This window comes from Caballeronia sp. LZ032, assembly GCF_031451315.1.
Lineage (GTDB): Bacteria > Pseudomonadota > Gammaproteobacteria > Burkholderiales > Burkholderiaceae > Caballeronia.
In genome coordinates this window covers 742458-757658 of record NZ_JARUXP010000001.1, presented here as the reverse complement: position 1 = coordinate 757658, position 15201 = coordinate 742458, and the positions used below count along the sequence as shown (strand labels likewise).

The window sequence follows — 15201 nt, the reverse complement described above, 5'->3', positions numbered from 1 at the left end:
GCGGGTGCGGCGTTCGCGCTAGAATTCACCGTCAAGCGGCGCAACTCAGGCACTTCCTTCTCGAATCGTTGCGGAACAATGAACAACTCTTTACATCACTTCTCGATGCATCAGGGCGACCGCGTCATGCGGCGCGAGCGGCGCCTGCTGGTGCTGTTGGGGCTCGTCTGTCTCGGACTGGTCGGTGGCGCGCTGTATCTGCAGTTCTATCACGGCGAGGACCCTTGCCCGCTGTGCATCATCCAGCGCTATTTCTTCGTGCTGATCGCGGTGTTCGCGTTCCTCGGCGCGGGCTTCAACAACTGGCGCGGCATCGCGCTGCTGGAGACGCTGGTCGCGCTGTCGGCGCTCGGCGGGCTCGCCACGGCCGCGCGGCATGTGTATGTGCAGTCGCATCCGGGCTTCAGCTGCGGGTTCGACGCGCTGCAACCGGTCGTCGACAGCCTGCCGCCGGCGCGCTGGCTGCCGCAGGTGTTCAAGGTCGCGGGCCTGTGCGAGACCCCGTATCCGCCGATCCTCGGCCTCTCGCTGCCGCAATGGTCGCTGATCGCCTTCGCGATCATCTTCGTGCTGGTGCTGGCGAGCCTGCGGTTCAAGCGCAAGCTGCGCGCGACCGCGCGGTAATTCCTGCCGCCCGGGCCGTCCGGGCCGTTCGTTGTCCCGGGCGGGGCGTTCGCGCCGCCCGTCTCCCCGCTCCACCCATCTTTCCCGCCACGCATCAGTCCGACCGCATACCCTTGATACGGAGCCGGCAATATTTTTTTGATATTGCAATGCTAAGGTCATGTCTGGATGGCGATCTACGTGCGCGCAGTCCGTTCTGCCCAGGCAAGCCGTGTTTTTTCCGGTCAGCCCCGAAACGAACGACAACCGCGTAACGCGCGCCGGGTCCGCAATGTCTTCCTGATCATGACAAAGCACACCATCCGCATCCCCTGTCACGTCTCCTCACGCACGGCATCCGCCCGGCCCTTGCACGTCCGGCACCCGGCAGTCTCCGCGTGCGCGTGGGCGCATCGAGCCATCCCGATAAACTACGGATTGCGACGATCCACCCTCACGCCACCCTGATACCTTTCCCGGAGCTCCATCGATGCAAGTTTGGCTGAACGACCTGCAACACCTGCTCGCGCACGGCGATGCCGTCGTGCTCGTGACGGTCGCGCGTGTCGAAGGCTCCGCGCCGCGCGAGCCAGGCACGAAGATGATCGTCACGCGCGAGGATGCGCGCTACACCATCGGCGGCGGCCATCTCGAATGGAAGGCTATCGAGACCGCCCGGCAAGTCCTGAAGGAAGGCATGCGCCGTCCGCACATGCGCAGGCTCGAACGCTTCGCGCTCGGCCCGAGTCTCGGCCAGTGCTGCGGCGGCGCCGTGGTGCTGGCTTTCGAGCGGCTCGACGTCGCCGACCTGAACTGGGTGACCACGCTCGCGAAGCGCACCGCGCAAGGTCTGTCGACCGTGCGCAGCATTTCGTTCGCGCCCCAGCCCGACGCCGTCATGCTGTCCGATCCCGAATCCGCCGCCGCCGACGCCGACTGCCTGCTATGGGACGGCGCCGGTTTCGCCGAAAGCGGACCGCTGCTGACCGAGACCATCGCGCCGCGCGACTTCCAGGTCGTCTTGTTCGGCGCGGGGCATGTGGGCGCGGCGCTCGTGCGCGTGCTCGCGACGCTGCCCTGCCACGTCACCTGGGTCGACGAGCGCGACGCCGCGTTTCCCGCGCCGCAGTTCGTGCCGGACAACGTGACGATCGAGCCGAACGACGCCCCCGACGAAGCCATCGACCGCGCGCCGCCCAACGCCTACTACCTCGTGATGACGCACAACCACACGGTGGATCTGGCGCTGGCGGAGTGCATCCTCCGGCGCGGCGATTTCGCGTTCTTCGGCATGATCGGCTCGTTCACGAAGAAGAAGCAGTTCGAGCACCGGCTCGTGGCGCGCGGCATCGACCCGGCGCGCATTGCGCGGATGGTGTGTCCGATCGGCATCGACGGCATCGTCGACAAGGCGCCCGAGGTGATCGCGGTCGCGGCAGCCGCCCAGCTGCTGCAAGCGGTCGAAGCCAACACGCAGGCGCGTGCGTCGTCGCAACAGAGCGTCTGAGCCCGGACGCGAAACAAGCCCCAACCCATAACAGCCCATGAATCCCACATTCGCCGACAAGATCGCGCACGCGCCCAAGGCCGAGCTGCATATCCACATCGAAGGCTCGCTCGAACCCGAGCTGATCTTCGCGCTCGCGCAGCGCAACGGCGTGCCGCTCGCGTACGACTCCATCGACGCACTGCGCGCCGCCTACGCATTCACCGACCTGCAATCGTTCCTCGACATCTACTACGCCGGCGCGAGCGTGCTGCTGCACGAGCAGGACTTCTACGACATGACGGCCGCCTATGTCGAACGCGCGCTGGCCGATCACGTCACGCACACCGAAATCTTCTTCGATCCGCAGACGCACACCGAACGCGGCGTGCCGATCGAAACGGTCGTGGCCGGCATCGAGCGCGCGCTCGCCGATGCCGAAAAGCGCGGCCTTACGTCGAAGCTGATCCTGTGTTTCCTGCGCCATCTGTCCGAAGAAGACGCGCTCGCCACGTTTGAAAGCGCGCTGCCGCTGTTCGACCGGTACGCGCACCGGCTGATCGGCGTGGGGCTCGATTCATCGGAACGCGGCCATCCGCCGTCGAAGTTCGAACGCGTGTTCGCGAAGGCGCGCGAGCGCGGCCTGAAACTCGTCGCGCATGCGGGCGAGGAAGGTCCGCCGTCCTACGTCTACGAGGCACTCGATCTGCTGAAGGTGGATCGCGTCGATCACGGCGTGCGCAGCATCGAGGACGCGGCTCTCGTTGCGCGACTCGCGGATGCGCGCATCGCGCTGACCGTGTGTCCGCTGTCGAACCTCAAGCTGTGCGTGTTCGACGACATGACCAAGCACACGCTGAAAGACCTGCTCGATCAGGGCGTCGCCGTGATGATCAATTCCGACGATCCCGCGTACTTCGGCGGCTACGTCAACGCGAACTACTTCGCGATCGTCGATGCGCTGAAGCTCGACGATCACGAGGTCTACACGCTGCTGCGCAACAGCCTGGAAGCGTCGTTCGTGACCGACGCGGAGCGCGCGGACATGATCGCGCGCCTGGATGCCTACTGGAAGCAGTGAGCCCATGGACACGACCGCTGCGTCCAACCGGGACATGACCGCCATCGAACGCTTCTTCGGCGTGCGCGCGGCGGGTTCGCGCGTGAAGACCGAAGTCGTCGCGGGCATCACGACCTTCCTCACGGCGATGTACATCATCGTCGTCAATCCGGGCATCCTGTCGCAGGCGGGCGTGCCGTTTCCGGCGGCGCTCACGGCGACCGTCATCGTCAGCTTCCTCGGCAGCTGCGCGATGGGCCTGTATGCGCGCAATCCGGTGCTCGTCGCGCCCGGCATGGGCATGAACGCGCTGTTCGCCTTCGTCATGGTGCACGGCGGCAAGATGCCGTGGCAGACCGCGCTCGGCTGCGTGTTCTGGTCCGGCGTGATCTTCGCGGTGCTCGCGGCCTTCAATGCACGCAAGCTCGTCGTCGATGCCATTCCGGCCAACCTGCGGCATGCGGTGTCGTGCGGCATCGGGCTGTTCATCAGCCTGATCGGGCTCGTCAACGCCAAGTTCGTGGTGAGCGATCCGGTCACGATCGTGCATTCGGCATCGCTGAATCCGGTGGTCATCACCTTCCTGATCGGGCTCGCGGCCACCACCATCCTGGTGGCGCGCAAGGTCACGGGCGCGCTGATGCTGGGCATCGTGTTCACGACGCTCATCGCGCTGCCGATCGGCCGCTGGTGGGGCGACGGCACCGCCTACTGGCCCGCCGCCATCGCGACGAAAACGCTCGTCAACTGGAACGGCCTGTTCGCCGCGCCGGATTTCTCGGCCATCGGCCAGCTCGACCTGATGGGATCGCTCAAGCTCATCTACTGGCCGTTCATCTTCGTGATGCTGTTCACGTCGTTCTTCGACGCGCTCTCCACCTTCATGGCGATTTCCGAAGCCGGCAAGCTCTACGACCAGGACGGCAATCCGCGCAACATCCGCCAGTCGATGATGGTCGACTCCTTCTCGGCGCTCGTGTCCGCGCCGCTCGGCACCAGTCCGGCGAACGCGTATATCGAATCGGCGGCGGGCATTTCGGCGGGCGGGCGCACCGGGCTGGTGGCGGTCGTGGCCGGGCTGTGCTTCCTGCCGTTCCTGTTCCTCTCGCCGCTGCTGTCGCTGATTCCGGCGATCGCCACCGCGCCCGCGCTCGTGCTCGTCGGCGTGTTCATGATGGAAGCGATCACGAAGATCGAATGGCAGCGCTTCGACGAAGCCATTCCGGCCTTCCTCGCGATGATCCTGATCCCGCTGACCTATTCGATCACGGATGGCGTCGCGTACGGCTTCCTCGCGTTCGTCGTGCTGAAGACGGCGACGGGCCGCGCGCGGGAGGTCAAGCCGGCGATGTGGATCATCGCGGCCTTTGCTTTGGTCCTGCTTTCGCAGTTGTAGTCCCTTTACAGAAACGGAGACGTTGCATCATGACTCAGACCGCCTGGCGCGCCCAGTTGCTGACTTTCCGGGAAGATCCCGCGCATGCCGCCGACGGCGCGGTGTATGAGGCCGACGGCCTGTTGATCCTCGAAGACGGCAAGGTGGTCGCGGCAGGCGCGTATGCGTCGGTGCGCGATCAGCTGGCCGCTGACGCGATCGTCCACACGATGCGCGACAAGCTGATCGTGCCGGGTTTCATCGACTCGCACATTCACTATCCGCAGACGGACATGATCGCGTCGCCGGCGCCGGGCCTGTTGCCCTGGCTCAACACCTACACGTTCCCGACCGAACGCGGCTTCGAGAATCCGGCGCTCGCGCGCGAGACGGCGAGCTTCTTCCTCGACGAGCTGCTCGCCTGCGGCACGACCACGGCGCTGGTGTACTGCACGGTGCACAAGCAATCCGCCGAGGCGTTCTTCACGGAAAGCGAGTCGCGCGACCTGCGCATGGTCGCGGGCAAGGTGCTGATGGACCGCAACTGTCCCGAGTTCCTGCGCGACACCGCGCAATCCGGCTATGACGACAGCGCCGAACTGATCGCGCGCTGGCACGGACGCGGCCGTCAGCAGTACGCGCTGACGCCGCGTTTCGCGCCGACCTCGACGGAAGCGCAGCTCGAAGCGTGCGGCGCCCTGGCGCAGCAGCATCAGGACGTGTTCATCCAGACGCACGTGGCGGAGAACACCGACGAGATCAAGTGGGTCGAGAGCCTGTTCCCGGGGCATCGGAGCTATCTCGACATCTACGATCACTACGGTCTGCTGCGCCGCCGTTCGGTCTATGGCCACTGCATCCATCTCGACGACCGCGACCGCGAACGCATGGCGGAAACCGGCGCGGTGGCGTCGCACTGCCCGACATCGAACCTGTTCCTCGGCAGCGGCCTGTTCGACTTCGAGAAAGCCGGTGCGGCCAACATGCCGGTGGCGATGGCGACGGACGTGGGCGGCGGTACGTCGTTCTCGATGCTCCAGACGATGGGCGCCGCGCACAAGATCGCGCGCCTGACCGGCCATCACCTGACGGCGACGCGCATGTTCTGGCTCGCGACGACCGGCGCGGCGCAGGCGCTGGAACTCGATGACCGGATCGGCACGCTCGCGCCCGGCAGCGAAGCGGACTTCGTCGTGCTCGATCCGAACGCGACGCCGCTTCTCGCGCGTCGCACGTCGCGCACGGAGTCGCTGGAAGAGCTGCTGTTTGCGTTCGCGCTGCTCGGCGACGACCGCGCGGTGTTCGAGACGCATGCCGCCGGCAAGCGCGTGCATGCGCGCGACGGGCGCAAGACGGTCATCCTCGACAAGGCAGCGTAGAGCGGCTTCAGGCAGATCGTTCCCGCAACGGCAGCCACCGGACGATTCACGCGTCCGGCGGCCAACGACGCGCATTCCTGGCAATGTCCGCATCATTCAGATTAGTACGATGGCGGACGACGTTTCGGTTTCTTAACATTCGGGCTGCGTGGAAGCCTGACAGAAAGCATCGAGGGCGGTGGCTGTATCGAGCTTGCCTGGCAGCGCCTTCCTGATCGAACACAACGAGGCGTTGCTTCACCGGAAGACCCACGATGTTTTCAGTTACCGAGACCGAAAAGTTATTCAGGCTGTTTCTCAGGCTCGGCCATTGCCGTTCCGGGCTCACGCTGCATGTGCGGACGATCCTGCCTCGCCCCCGCGGTTCCCGATCGAACACACTGACAGCGCGCAAGATCGTCGCGGCGGTTATCTCGCTGTCCGGCATGCTCACCGGTGCCGAATACGCGCATGCTTGCGCGCCGACGGCGACCTTTCCAGACGCATCCGTCTCTTTCCCGGCCACCATCAGCGTGCCCGCCAACGCACCGGTCGGAACGGTCATCGCCACGGTGAGCGGGCCCATCCCGAACACCGCCGGCGCGACCTATAGCGATAACTGCGGCAATGGCGGCGGCAGCGTCTTCTGGGCACTCACGGCCGGCCCCGTTCAGCCGAATCGGATAGGCGCGACCTCGGTTCCGGGCATCGGCTACACCTCGTCGATATCCGGCGGCGGCCTCAGCGGAACAGCCACGATGGACACCGCCATCGACGGCGCGTCGCTACCGAATAATTCGGGCGCCAATTATTTTTCTTCGCAGGTCATGGTTACCGTCAAGCTCGTCGTGACGGGACCCGTCAAGGGCGGCGTGCTCACGTTAAATCCGACCGGGCCCGGAAGCCAGAACGTAGTCGGATACTTTTACGTCGGCATGGCTGGACGCTACGCGTTCCGCGTCCTCTCCCCGAGCGGCGCGACATCCATTACCGCCCGCGGCTGCAACGTCACCACACCGGCCGTGGGCATCACCCTGCCATCCGTCTCGCCATCCAGTCTTTCGAACACCGGCGCCGTGGCGGGCAACACCTTGTTCTCTCTCGGCCTGAACTGCGCCGCCGGCACGTCGGTGAACCTCACGCTGACCGATGCCACCACGCCATCCAACACCTCGAATGTGCTGACCCTGGGAAGCGGATCGACGGCATCGGGTGTCGGCCTGCAGATTCTCAACGGCACCACGCCGATCGCCTACGGGCCCGATTCCAGTGCGGCCGGCAACACCAATCAGTGGTCGGCCGGAACGGCAAGCGGCGGTCCGATGACGATCCCGCTGAACGTGCGATACATCCGCACCGCGAATCCGATGACACCCGGAAAGGTCGCCGGCCTGGCGACGTTCACCATGTCGTATCAATAGTTGCGCGTTTGAACAAAGCGTGTGGTCACGCGCGCGCTCGACAGTCCAAGCACTTTTATTGCATTCTCGTTAAAGTGCAGCCTGTCACGATCCCGCGCCGCCATGAAGAAGCTCGCCGCCCGCATCACCTCGTTTGCGCTATCGCTGGCGCTGGCTTCGTTCAGCGCATTCGCCCATGCGCGTGCCCTCGAAGCACAGCTCGACTGCAAGTCGACGCCGCATGATTTCATCGCGCCGCTGCAGGAAGACAATCTGCTGGAGACGAAGCCGATGCGGATCGAGTCGAACTCGATCAACGCCTTCCGCGCCGTGAAGGGCGCGACGCTGACGGCCTATGGCTTCAAGGTGTACGCGCTGGTCGCGTATCAGAAGGACGATCCGCTCTTCAAGCAGGGCAAGGGCGAGCCGATCGGCGACGCGGCGTATGGCGCGGTCGTCTGGGGCGGCGACGAGGAAGTCGCGCAAAAGGTGCGCGAAGCAGGCAGCGACGCAGTGGTGCACCACGTCGCGCCTTTCATCACGGCGATCTTCTGCAAGCAATAATCGCAAGCAATAATCGCCGGGAACGCAGCGCTCAGCGCAACAGTTCCACGAACGACGAGATCAGCCGGTCCATGTCGGCCGTATCGAGCGCGCCCATGGTCGAGATGCGGAACAGCTCCTTCGACAAACCGCCCTGCCCCGCATAGATCACGAAACCCTTGGCCTTCAGCGCGTCGTGCAGCGTTTCGTACGTGACGCCCTGCGGCAGCCGATACGCCCGCAACACCACCGACGACTCTTCCGGCGCCAGCGCGCTCTCGATGCCGAGCGCCGCCAGCCCCGCGCGCACCTGCTCCGCGAGCCTCGCGTAACGCTGATGCCGCGCGCGCCAGCCGCCCTCTTCCTCGAACTCGCGCAGCGCCTCGACCAACGCGTAGTACGCGTGAACCGACGGCGTGAACGGCGTGTTGCGCTGATCCTGGAGCTTGGCGAGCCGCGCGATGCCGAGGTAGTACGTGCGGCTCGCGGCCTGCGCCAGCGCGGTCCGGCGCGCGATGACGAACGCCGCGCCCGGCACGCCGTGCAGGCACTTGTTGGCCGTCGCGGCGATCGCGGCGATGCCGCCGCCGTCGAAATCGATCGCCTCGGCGCCGAAGCTGCTCACCGCATCCAGCAACAGGCCGACACCGCGCTCGGCACATGCGCGCGACAACTGGTCGAGCGCGTTGAGACGGCCGGTCGTGGTCTCGTGATGGATGATGGCGAGATTCGTGAAGGTCTTGCTGTCGAGCAGGCGGATGATCGCGTCGATGTCCGGCGCCTGCATCCACTCGTGCTTCACGACTTCATGCTCGATGCCGTATTGCTGCGCGATCTGCGCGATGCGCTCGCCGTAGACGCCGTTCTCCACGATCAGCAGACGCCCGCCTTCCGGCACGAGCCCCGCGATCATGCTTTCGACGGCCGCGGTGCCCGAGCCCGTCATCAGCACGGCGCTCCATACGGCCGGATCCAGTTCGTAGGCAGCGACGAGACGGCGGCGCGCCTCATCCTGCAGATCGAAGAATTCCGGCTCGCGATGGCACAGGTCGGTTTGCAGCAGGCTCTTGCGCACGCGTTCGCTCAGCGTGACAGGACCCGGGTTCAGCAAAAGCATCAACGGCCTCCAATGTGGTGTTGCAAGCGGGCGCGCACGTCCTCGGGCGTGACCTTCGGACGCGGCAGGTCGGCGGGCGTTCCGGTGGTGATCGACAGGCGCGCGAAGCGGGCGCCGTCTACATTCTGCGCGTCGAACAGGCGGTCGATCACGCCGATGTCGTCGCCGTCGAGCGCGAGCGCATAGCCGCATGCCGACGCGACCGACGCGAAATCGACGCCGCGCGACACGGTAGCCTGCCCACCGGTCGATTCGTGCGCGCCGTTGTCGAGCAGCAGGTGCACGAGGTTCTTCGGTCCATAGGCGCCGAGCGTCGCGAAGACGCCCATGCGCATCAGCGCGGCGCCGTCGCCGTCGATGGCTACGACGGTCAGGTCTGGCCGCGACAGCGCGAGACCGAGCGCCATCGGCGTGACACAGCCCATCGAGCCGACCAGATACAGTTGGTTCTCGCGGTCGTCGATCGCGTAGAGTTCGCGGCCGCAGAAGCCGGTCGAGGCCAGCACGACGGTCGAGTCCTTCGGCGTATGCGCGATCACCCGTTGCAGCGCGGCGTGGCGCGTGACGCGCTCGCCGGCGAAACGCGCGACCTGCGCCGGCGCGTCATGGGCGCGCAGGCCTGAAAGGCCGCTCGTCTTCAGTTCATAAGGCGCGACGCTGCCCTTCTGCATCACGAGCGCATAGGGACGGCCGGTGCGGTCCATGTACTCGGTCGCGCGGTCGAGCGCCGGGCCGATCTGCTCTGCTTCCGTCGGGAACAGTTCCCATGGGATTTCCATGGTGTCGAGCATCTGCGGCGTGATCGGGCCCATCAGCGCGTGCTGCGGCTCGTCGTGCACGCCGGGCTGGCCGCGCCACGTGACGATCAGCAACTGCGGCAGACGGAAGGTCCAGGTGAGCGACGTCAGCGGGCTGACCGCATTGCCGAGACCGGAGTTCTGCATCATCGCGATGCCGCGGCGCTTCGTTTCACCGGAGCCGCCGCCGAGCGCGACACCCGCGATCAGCGCGACCGCATCGCCTTCGTTCGCCGCCGACACGTAATGCAGCGACTCGTCCTGCAGCACGTAGTTGATGAAGGGCGTGAGATACGAGCACGGCACGCCCGCATACCAGTCGAAACCGCGTGCGCGCGCGGCCTCGACGAACTGGGCGGCCTCAATCACGCGCGCGCTCCGTGCTGTCCAGACCGTCCGTGCCGATCGGCGTCTGGCCGTGCGCGAAATCGCCCGCGCGACGGAAGTCGTCGAGATCGTTCACGCCGCGCCAGTGGCCGTGCACGTATTGCACTTCGATCTTCTGGCCCGCCGCCAGCAGCGCGTTGAGCAGCGCGGCCATGTCGAGGGTGTCGAAGTCCGGACGCTGCTGCAGTTCGCCGAGCGCGGCGAGCAGGCGCTCACGTGCGCCCGCGCGCACGTTGATGAGACCCATCCAGCGGCCTTGCGGCGCGCGGCCCGGCTGCGCGCTTTGCCCCGCGCCGACCACGCTTTCGAGCCACACCTTCTGGCCGAACAGCGCGCGGTCGTCGCCGGTCGAGCAATACACGAAGTCCGTGGCGGATTCACCGGCCTGCGGCGCCTGCGACGAATCGACCACCACGCAGAAGTCGCTGTCCGACTCCACCAGATCGCGCAGGATGTAGCTGCGGAACAGAAGGTCGCCGTAGGAAATGACGGTGTCGCCGTTCAAGTGCTCAGCGGCGCACGCCAGCGACGCGAGTTCGCCCGTCGACGCATGCCGCTCGTTGACGACCAGACGCACGCCGCCCTTCTCGATGGCGTCGGCGCGATAACCGCCCACCACGGTGATGTCGTTGATGCGCTCCTTCTTGAACGCTTCGACCAGATGGCGCAGCAGCGGCTTGCCCGCCACCGGCAGCATCACCTTGGGACGTTCTTCGGTGAGCGCTTCGAGGCCTGCGCCGCGGCTTGCGGCCAGCACCACCGCGCTGCGCTTTTCGTTCGCCGCGCTCAGGTAGATGTTCTCGGCAGCCGAGTATTCGTCCGCGTCCTGCAAACGGAAAATCTCGTTGACCGCCGCGATGCGGTCTTCCACGTTGACGAGCGTCTCGCTGTCGTGGATTTCCTTCGCGATCGCCTGCATCGCCGAGACGGCGCCGCGGATCAGATGGTTCGCCCAGATCACGCAGCTGATGCCAGCCTGGCGGAACGCGTCGGTCGGCGTGCTGTAGTACTTCGTCGGCACGATGACGAGCGGACCGCGTCCCGCCCATTCGCGCGCGAACGTGAGGATTTCGTCCGGCTTCGAGAGCTTGCTGTGGATCAGGATGGCATCCGCGCCCGCCTGGCGATATGCCTCGGCGCGCTTCAGCGCTTCTTCCATGCCCCAGCCCGCGATCAGCGCTTCCACGCGCGCGACGATCGAGAAGTTCGGATCGCTTTGCGAATCCTTGCCAGCCTTGATCTTGCCGCAGAATTCATCGATGTCGGCGAGCGGCTGCGCTTCGCCGTTGATGAAGCTGTTGGTCTTCGGAAACTGCTTGTCCTCGATGCACACGCCCGCGATGCCGCGCTGCTCCAGCTTCTTCACCAGGCGCCGCACGTTGTTGAAGTTGCCGTAGCCGGTGTCGCCGTCGAGCAGGATGGGCAGATCGCTCGCGTCCGCCATGAATTCGAGGTTGTCGACCACTTGGGTCCAGCTCGCTTCGTTGTTGTCGCGCACGCCGAATTGCGCGGAGATCGACAGGCCGGAGCCCCAGATCGCCTTGAAGCCGGCTTCCTTCGCGATGCGCGCCGAAATGCCGTTGTGCGCTTCCATCAGGAATTCGAGGCGGTTGCTTTGCAGCATCTCGCGCAGGCGCAGTGTGCGCGAATAGCCGACGGGAATTTGAGTAGGTGCGTTCATTGTTGGGAGGCTCCGGCAAACTGATGCAGCGCGTTGAGTTGCGGCAGGACTTCGTCGGCCGCGCGCTTCACGTCGTTCTGAAAATCGATTTCGATCCACGGTGCGCCGGTCACGTCGGCGATGTCGAACACGTGGGACTGTTCCAGCAGCAGGTCGCGCACCGCTTCCTCGTGCGGCAGCTTCGCGCGGCCGGTCGCGACGTAATCGGCGCAGATCTCGGCGAGGCGCGTGGCCGTCGCGTGGTCGAAGCGGAAGAAGCCGACCGATTCGCCGATCGTGTCGTACTGCAAGCCCGCCGCCACCTGCTTGCGCAATTCCACCGGCACGCCGTTCTCGACGCACAGCTTCACCGGCTCGTCGCCGGCTTCGAAGTCGCGGTCGATCAGCAGGCGGTTCACGCTCGCGCCCGCCACCAGCGGCGCGAAGATACGCTCGTCGTAGAGCACGTCGGCGTCCATCAGCAGGACGTCGCCGCCGCGCGTCATGGCTTCGCGCGCGGTATGCACGGACAGCACGCTGCCGAGCGTGAATTCATCGTTGACGACGACTTCGCTCGCCGGCTTCCAGTCGATCGACGCGAGTTCCGCCTCGATCTGCTCGCTCTTGAAGCCGGTCACGAAGACCACTTCGGTCACGCCGGCGGCTTTCAGGAAATGCAGATGGCGTTCGAGCAGCGAGGCGTCGCCGAAACGCAGCAAGCACTTGGGCTTCTGCTGGCCTTCGGGCTGCACGAGGCGCAGACCCATCCCGGCCGCAAGAATAATTGCGCGCATGGTTGTTGTTCCCTTCGAGGGTGTTCAGTCGATATCCGGCACGCGCGCGAGTCGGCGGCGCTGCCAGCCTTTTTCAACGAAATGCAAGTAGACGATGCCCGGCACGCCGAGCAGCAACTCCCGCGCTCGCTTGACGAGCGACAGCGCGAGCGCCGCCTCGGGCGGCAGGCCGACCAGGCGCGCGAGCAGCAGATAGCCGCCCTCCTGCACGCCGAGCGAACCAGGAATGGCGAAGGCCGCGCCGCGGATCGCCTGGCCGAGACTTTCGAGCATCAGCGCCTCGGCCCAGCCGACCGGATGGCCGAGCAAATGCAGCGCGAACCACACTTCGCCCGTGCCGGCAAACCAGCCGAGCAGGCTCAGCCCGAAGCTCGACGCCACCTTGCGGCGCTCGCGATAGAGCTCGTGGACGGCGGCATCGACAGCTTCGGCGCGCGTGACGAGCGACGACCAGTCGCGCTTGGCGGAGAACTTCGCGGCGATGCCGGAGGCGAAGCGCATCGCGCGGCCGAACAGCCCGCGCCGCTGCGCCAGATAGAAGCCGAAGATCATCAGGCCGATCACGCCGATGACCGCGAGCACGGCAATCGTCACGCTCGACGACGATCCGCCCGTCGCATAGCCGGTCAGCAGCACGACGCCGACCAGCGCGAACAGCAGTTGCGCGACCGTCTGCATGGTCGTGCTGACGGTGATGACGGCGGCGGCGTCGCGCGCGCGCATGCCGCGCTGTGCGAGGTAGCGGACCATCAGCATCGGGCCGCCGATCTGGCCCGCCGGCATCAGGCTGTTGACCGATTCGCCGGCCCAGCGCGCCAGCAGCGCTTCACGCAGCGCCACGCTGCGCTCGTGCGCCGGGAACAGCACGCTGATCGCGCCTGCGTCGATGAACAACGGAATGAAGTGAAACGCGGCCACGGCCACCAGGCCCCAACCGGCCGCGGCGAGCGTCGCCGCCACGGAACCGAAGCCTTGCCAGCCAAGCAGCGCGATGAACAACACCACGCCGGCCGACAGCAGGAAGGTACCGGCGCGACTCATGCGGATCCGTTCTTGCCGCCCTTGCGGCGGAAGACCTGGCGGAATCCGAAGTACGCGATCGAATCCTTCATGTTCGAGATGAAGCGCTGGAACGGCCGCATCGACGGGTTCGTCACGTATTCGAAGGTCAGCGACACGCGCATCTGGTTCTCGCCGAGCGGCGTGACGCGGTGGCGCAGCTTGTCGCCGTCGAAGAACACGAACGCGCCCGGCGGATAGCGCACCGCACCCGGCTGGTCCGGCACGCCGGGCGTTTTCGTGTGCAGTTCGTATTCGAGCGCGCAGGTGGAGTCGTCGATCACGCCGAGCAGCAAGGTGTAGCGCCGGCCTTCGTAATACGACGTGTCGTAATGCCAGCCGATGTGATCGCCCGGACGCGTGTAGAAATACAGCGCGTAGGCGTGGGCGTCGTCGGGCGGCGAGACTTGCAGCTTGTCGCCGGTGATCGACTCCAGCCATCCGATCAGCGCTTCCGAGCGATACAGCTCCGCGATGAACGGCGCGAGCTGGTCCAGCGTATGGCGGCTCACGCTGCCGCCCGCCTTGTGCCCCGGCAGGTAGTTGCGGTTCACGGCCGGCGTCACCGCATGCACGGCGGCAATCAGACGCTCGGTGAAGTCGCGCGGCAGGAAGTCTTCGATGTACAGAAACGACCCTTGCTGGCCATACTCGTCGCGCAGCGCAGGCGTGGGCAGCGCGGCGAGGCGCGTTTTCATCGTCGCGTCGATGTCGCGCCGCGACACCGTCGCCGCCGCGGCGGGCTGCGCCGCCGTGTTGTCCGGAAAAGCCGTTGCGCTCATCTCACCGCCTGGAAGTCGTTGCCGTCCTTGGCGGGCGACGCCTGCGCGCGCCGCTGTTTCGCGGCGACGCGCTGATAGTCCACCGCCACATACACGGCAAACAGCGGCGCGCCGATGGCCGCGGCAATCAGGAAAGGCGTCATGCCATTCAGAAGGGTGATGACGGGCAGCAGATAAAGCACGTCTTCGGTCTCGAAGCCGGCCATGGAGGCCTGTTTGGTGCCGGCCTTGCCGATCATCGACTCGATCCGCATGCGCAGATAGAAGATCAGCGCGACGGCCACGCCCGCGAGGCCGCCGAGCCACTGGGCCGGCACGAGCATGGACGGATGATGCACGGCCACATAGAAGCCGATGCCGAGAAACAGCAGCACGGTGACGAGCGCGTCGCACGCGAGGTCGTACAGGTGGCCGATCTTGCTCGACTGTCCGCTGATGCGGGCGAGTTCGCCGTCGGTGTGATCGACGAGATTCGACAGCGCGATCAGCGCGGCGCCGAGCGAACACAACCAGAACTCGCCGAGCGACAGATACCAGGCACCGGCCAGGCCGATCGCGAGGCGCAGCGTGGTCAGATGGTTGGGCGTGACAGGTGTGCCGACGAGCGGCGTGACGAGGCGTCGGGCAAGCCGTGCGTCCCAGGTGGCGGGCTCAGGAACGGCTTTGGGATTGGGCGGACACGATTTTGTCATCCCGGGAATATATCGCTAATTCGGCGAACCTGCATATATTGCGGGGGGTCGTTTCCAGCGATAACTCCCTGTTTAGTCAAGGCCAGCG

General features: G+C 65.9%; 14 protein-coding genes. 7 read left to right on the top strand and 7 right to left on the bottom strand.

Annotated elements, in window-relative coordinates:
* The first annotated feature begins 105 nt into the window (after window positions 1-105).
* The 7 genes from QCE69_RS03520 to QCE69_RS03490 all read left to right on the top strand — a co-directional run bounded on the left by QCE69_RS03520 (window position 106) and on the right by QCE69_RS03490 (window position 7846).
* Window positions 106-624 (top strand): disulfide bond formation protein B, encoded by a 519-nt coding sequence (locus tag QCE69_RS03520; RefSeq protein WP_309919601.1) that lies wholly within the window; start codon window positions 106-108, stop codon window positions 622-624.
* Window positions 625-1093: 469 nt separating this feature from the next.
* Window positions 1094-2110 carry a xanthine dehydrogenase accessory protein XdhC gene (gene xdhC / locus QCE69_RS03515; RefSeq protein ID WP_309914541.1) on the top strand — a complete coding sequence of 339 codons (1017 nt, stop codon included), beginning with the start codon at window positions 1094-1096 and terminating at the stop codon, window positions 2108-2110.
* Window positions 2111-2147: 37 nt separating this feature from the next.
* Window positions 2148-3170: an adenosine deaminase gene (locus QCE69_RS03510; protein WP_309914538.1), complete on the top strand. Its 1023-nt coding sequence runs from the start codon at window positions 2148-2150 to the stop codon at window positions 3168-3170.
* 4 nt (window positions 3171-3174) lie between these two features.
* Complete coding sequence (locus tag QCE69_RS03505; RefSeq protein ID WP_309929486.1) at window positions 3175-4545, top strand: NCS2 family permease; 1371 nt, start codon at window positions 3175-3177, stop codon at window positions 4543-4545.
* Window positions 4546-4574: 29 nt separating this feature from the next.
* Window positions 4575-5903, top strand: a complete 1329-nt coding sequence (gene guaD / locus QCE69_RS03500; protein WP_309929484.1) for a guanine deaminase — start codon at window positions 4575-4577, stop codon at window positions 5901-5903.
* Between the two features lie 254 nt (window positions 5904-6157).
* On the top strand, window positions 6158-7303 hold the full coding sequence (locus QCE69_RS03495) for a fimbrial protein (protein WP_309929483.1): 1146 nt from the start codon (window positions 6158-6160) through the stop codon (window positions 7301-7303).
* A 102-nt stretch (window positions 7304-7405) separates the two neighbouring features.
* Window positions 7406-7846 carry a hypothetical protein gene (locus QCE69_RS03490; RefSeq protein WP_309929482.1) on the top strand — a complete coding sequence of 147 codons (441 nt, stop codon included), beginning with the start codon at window positions 7406-7408 and terminating at the stop codon, window positions 7844-7846.
* Between the two features lie 31 nt (window positions 7847-7877).
* Here QCE69_RS03490 and QCE69_RS03485 read toward each other — a convergent pair whose 3' ends face one another.
* The 7 genes from QCE69_RS03485 to QCE69_RS03455 are packed head-to-tail and all read right to left on the bottom strand — an operon-like array spanning window position 7878 to window position 15113.
* Window positions 7878-8942, bottom strand: coding sequence for a 2-aminoethylphosphonate aminotransferase (locus QCE69_RS03485; protein WP_309929481.1), 1065 nt, complete (start codon window positions 8940-8942; stop codon window positions 7878-7880).
* Window positions 8942-10108, bottom strand: coding sequence for a phosphonopyruvate decarboxylase (gene aepY / locus QCE69_RS03480; RefSeq protein WP_309929478.1), 1167 nt, complete (start codon window positions 10106-10108; stop codon window positions 8942-8944). Before aepY ends, QCE69_RS03485 begins: the two co-directional genes overlap by 1 nt.
* Window positions 10101-11807 carry a phosphoenolpyruvate mutase gene (gene aepX / locus QCE69_RS03475; RefSeq protein ID WP_309914519.1) on the bottom strand — a complete coding sequence of 569 codons (1707 nt, stop codon included), beginning with the start codon at window positions 11805-11807 and terminating at the stop codon, window positions 10101-10103. The genes aepY and aepX overlap by 8 nt, the downstream gene beginning before the upstream one ends.
* The gene (locus tag QCE69_RS03470) at window positions 11804-12580 is read right to left on the bottom strand and encodes a phosphocholine cytidylyltransferase family protein (protein WP_309807604.1); all 777 of its coding nucleotides are present in this window, start codon (window positions 12578-12580) and stop codon (window positions 11804-11806) included. The genes aepX and QCE69_RS03470 overlap by 4 nt, the downstream gene beginning before the upstream one ends.
* Before the next feature lie 24 nt (window positions 12581-12604).
* Window positions 12605-13621, bottom strand: coding sequence for a flippase-like domain-containing protein (locus QCE69_RS03465; protein ID WP_309914514.1), 1017 nt, complete (start codon window positions 13619-13621; stop codon window positions 12605-12607).
* A complete protein-coding gene (locus QCE69_RS03460; protein ID WP_309914511.1) occupies window positions 13618-14421 on the bottom strand; it encodes a 2OG-Fe(II) oxygenase in 804 nt (267 codons plus the stop codon). Before QCE69_RS03460 ends, QCE69_RS03465 begins: the two co-directional genes overlap by 4 nt.
* Window positions 14418-15113 carry a CDP-alcohol phosphatidyltransferase family protein gene (locus QCE69_RS03455; protein WP_309914508.1) on the bottom strand — a complete coding sequence of 232 codons (696 nt, stop codon included), beginning with the start codon at window positions 15111-15113 and terminating at the stop codon, window positions 14418-14420. The genes QCE69_RS03460 and QCE69_RS03455 overlap by 4 nt, the downstream gene beginning before the upstream one ends.
* Window positions 15114-15201: the final 88 nt, after the last annotated feature.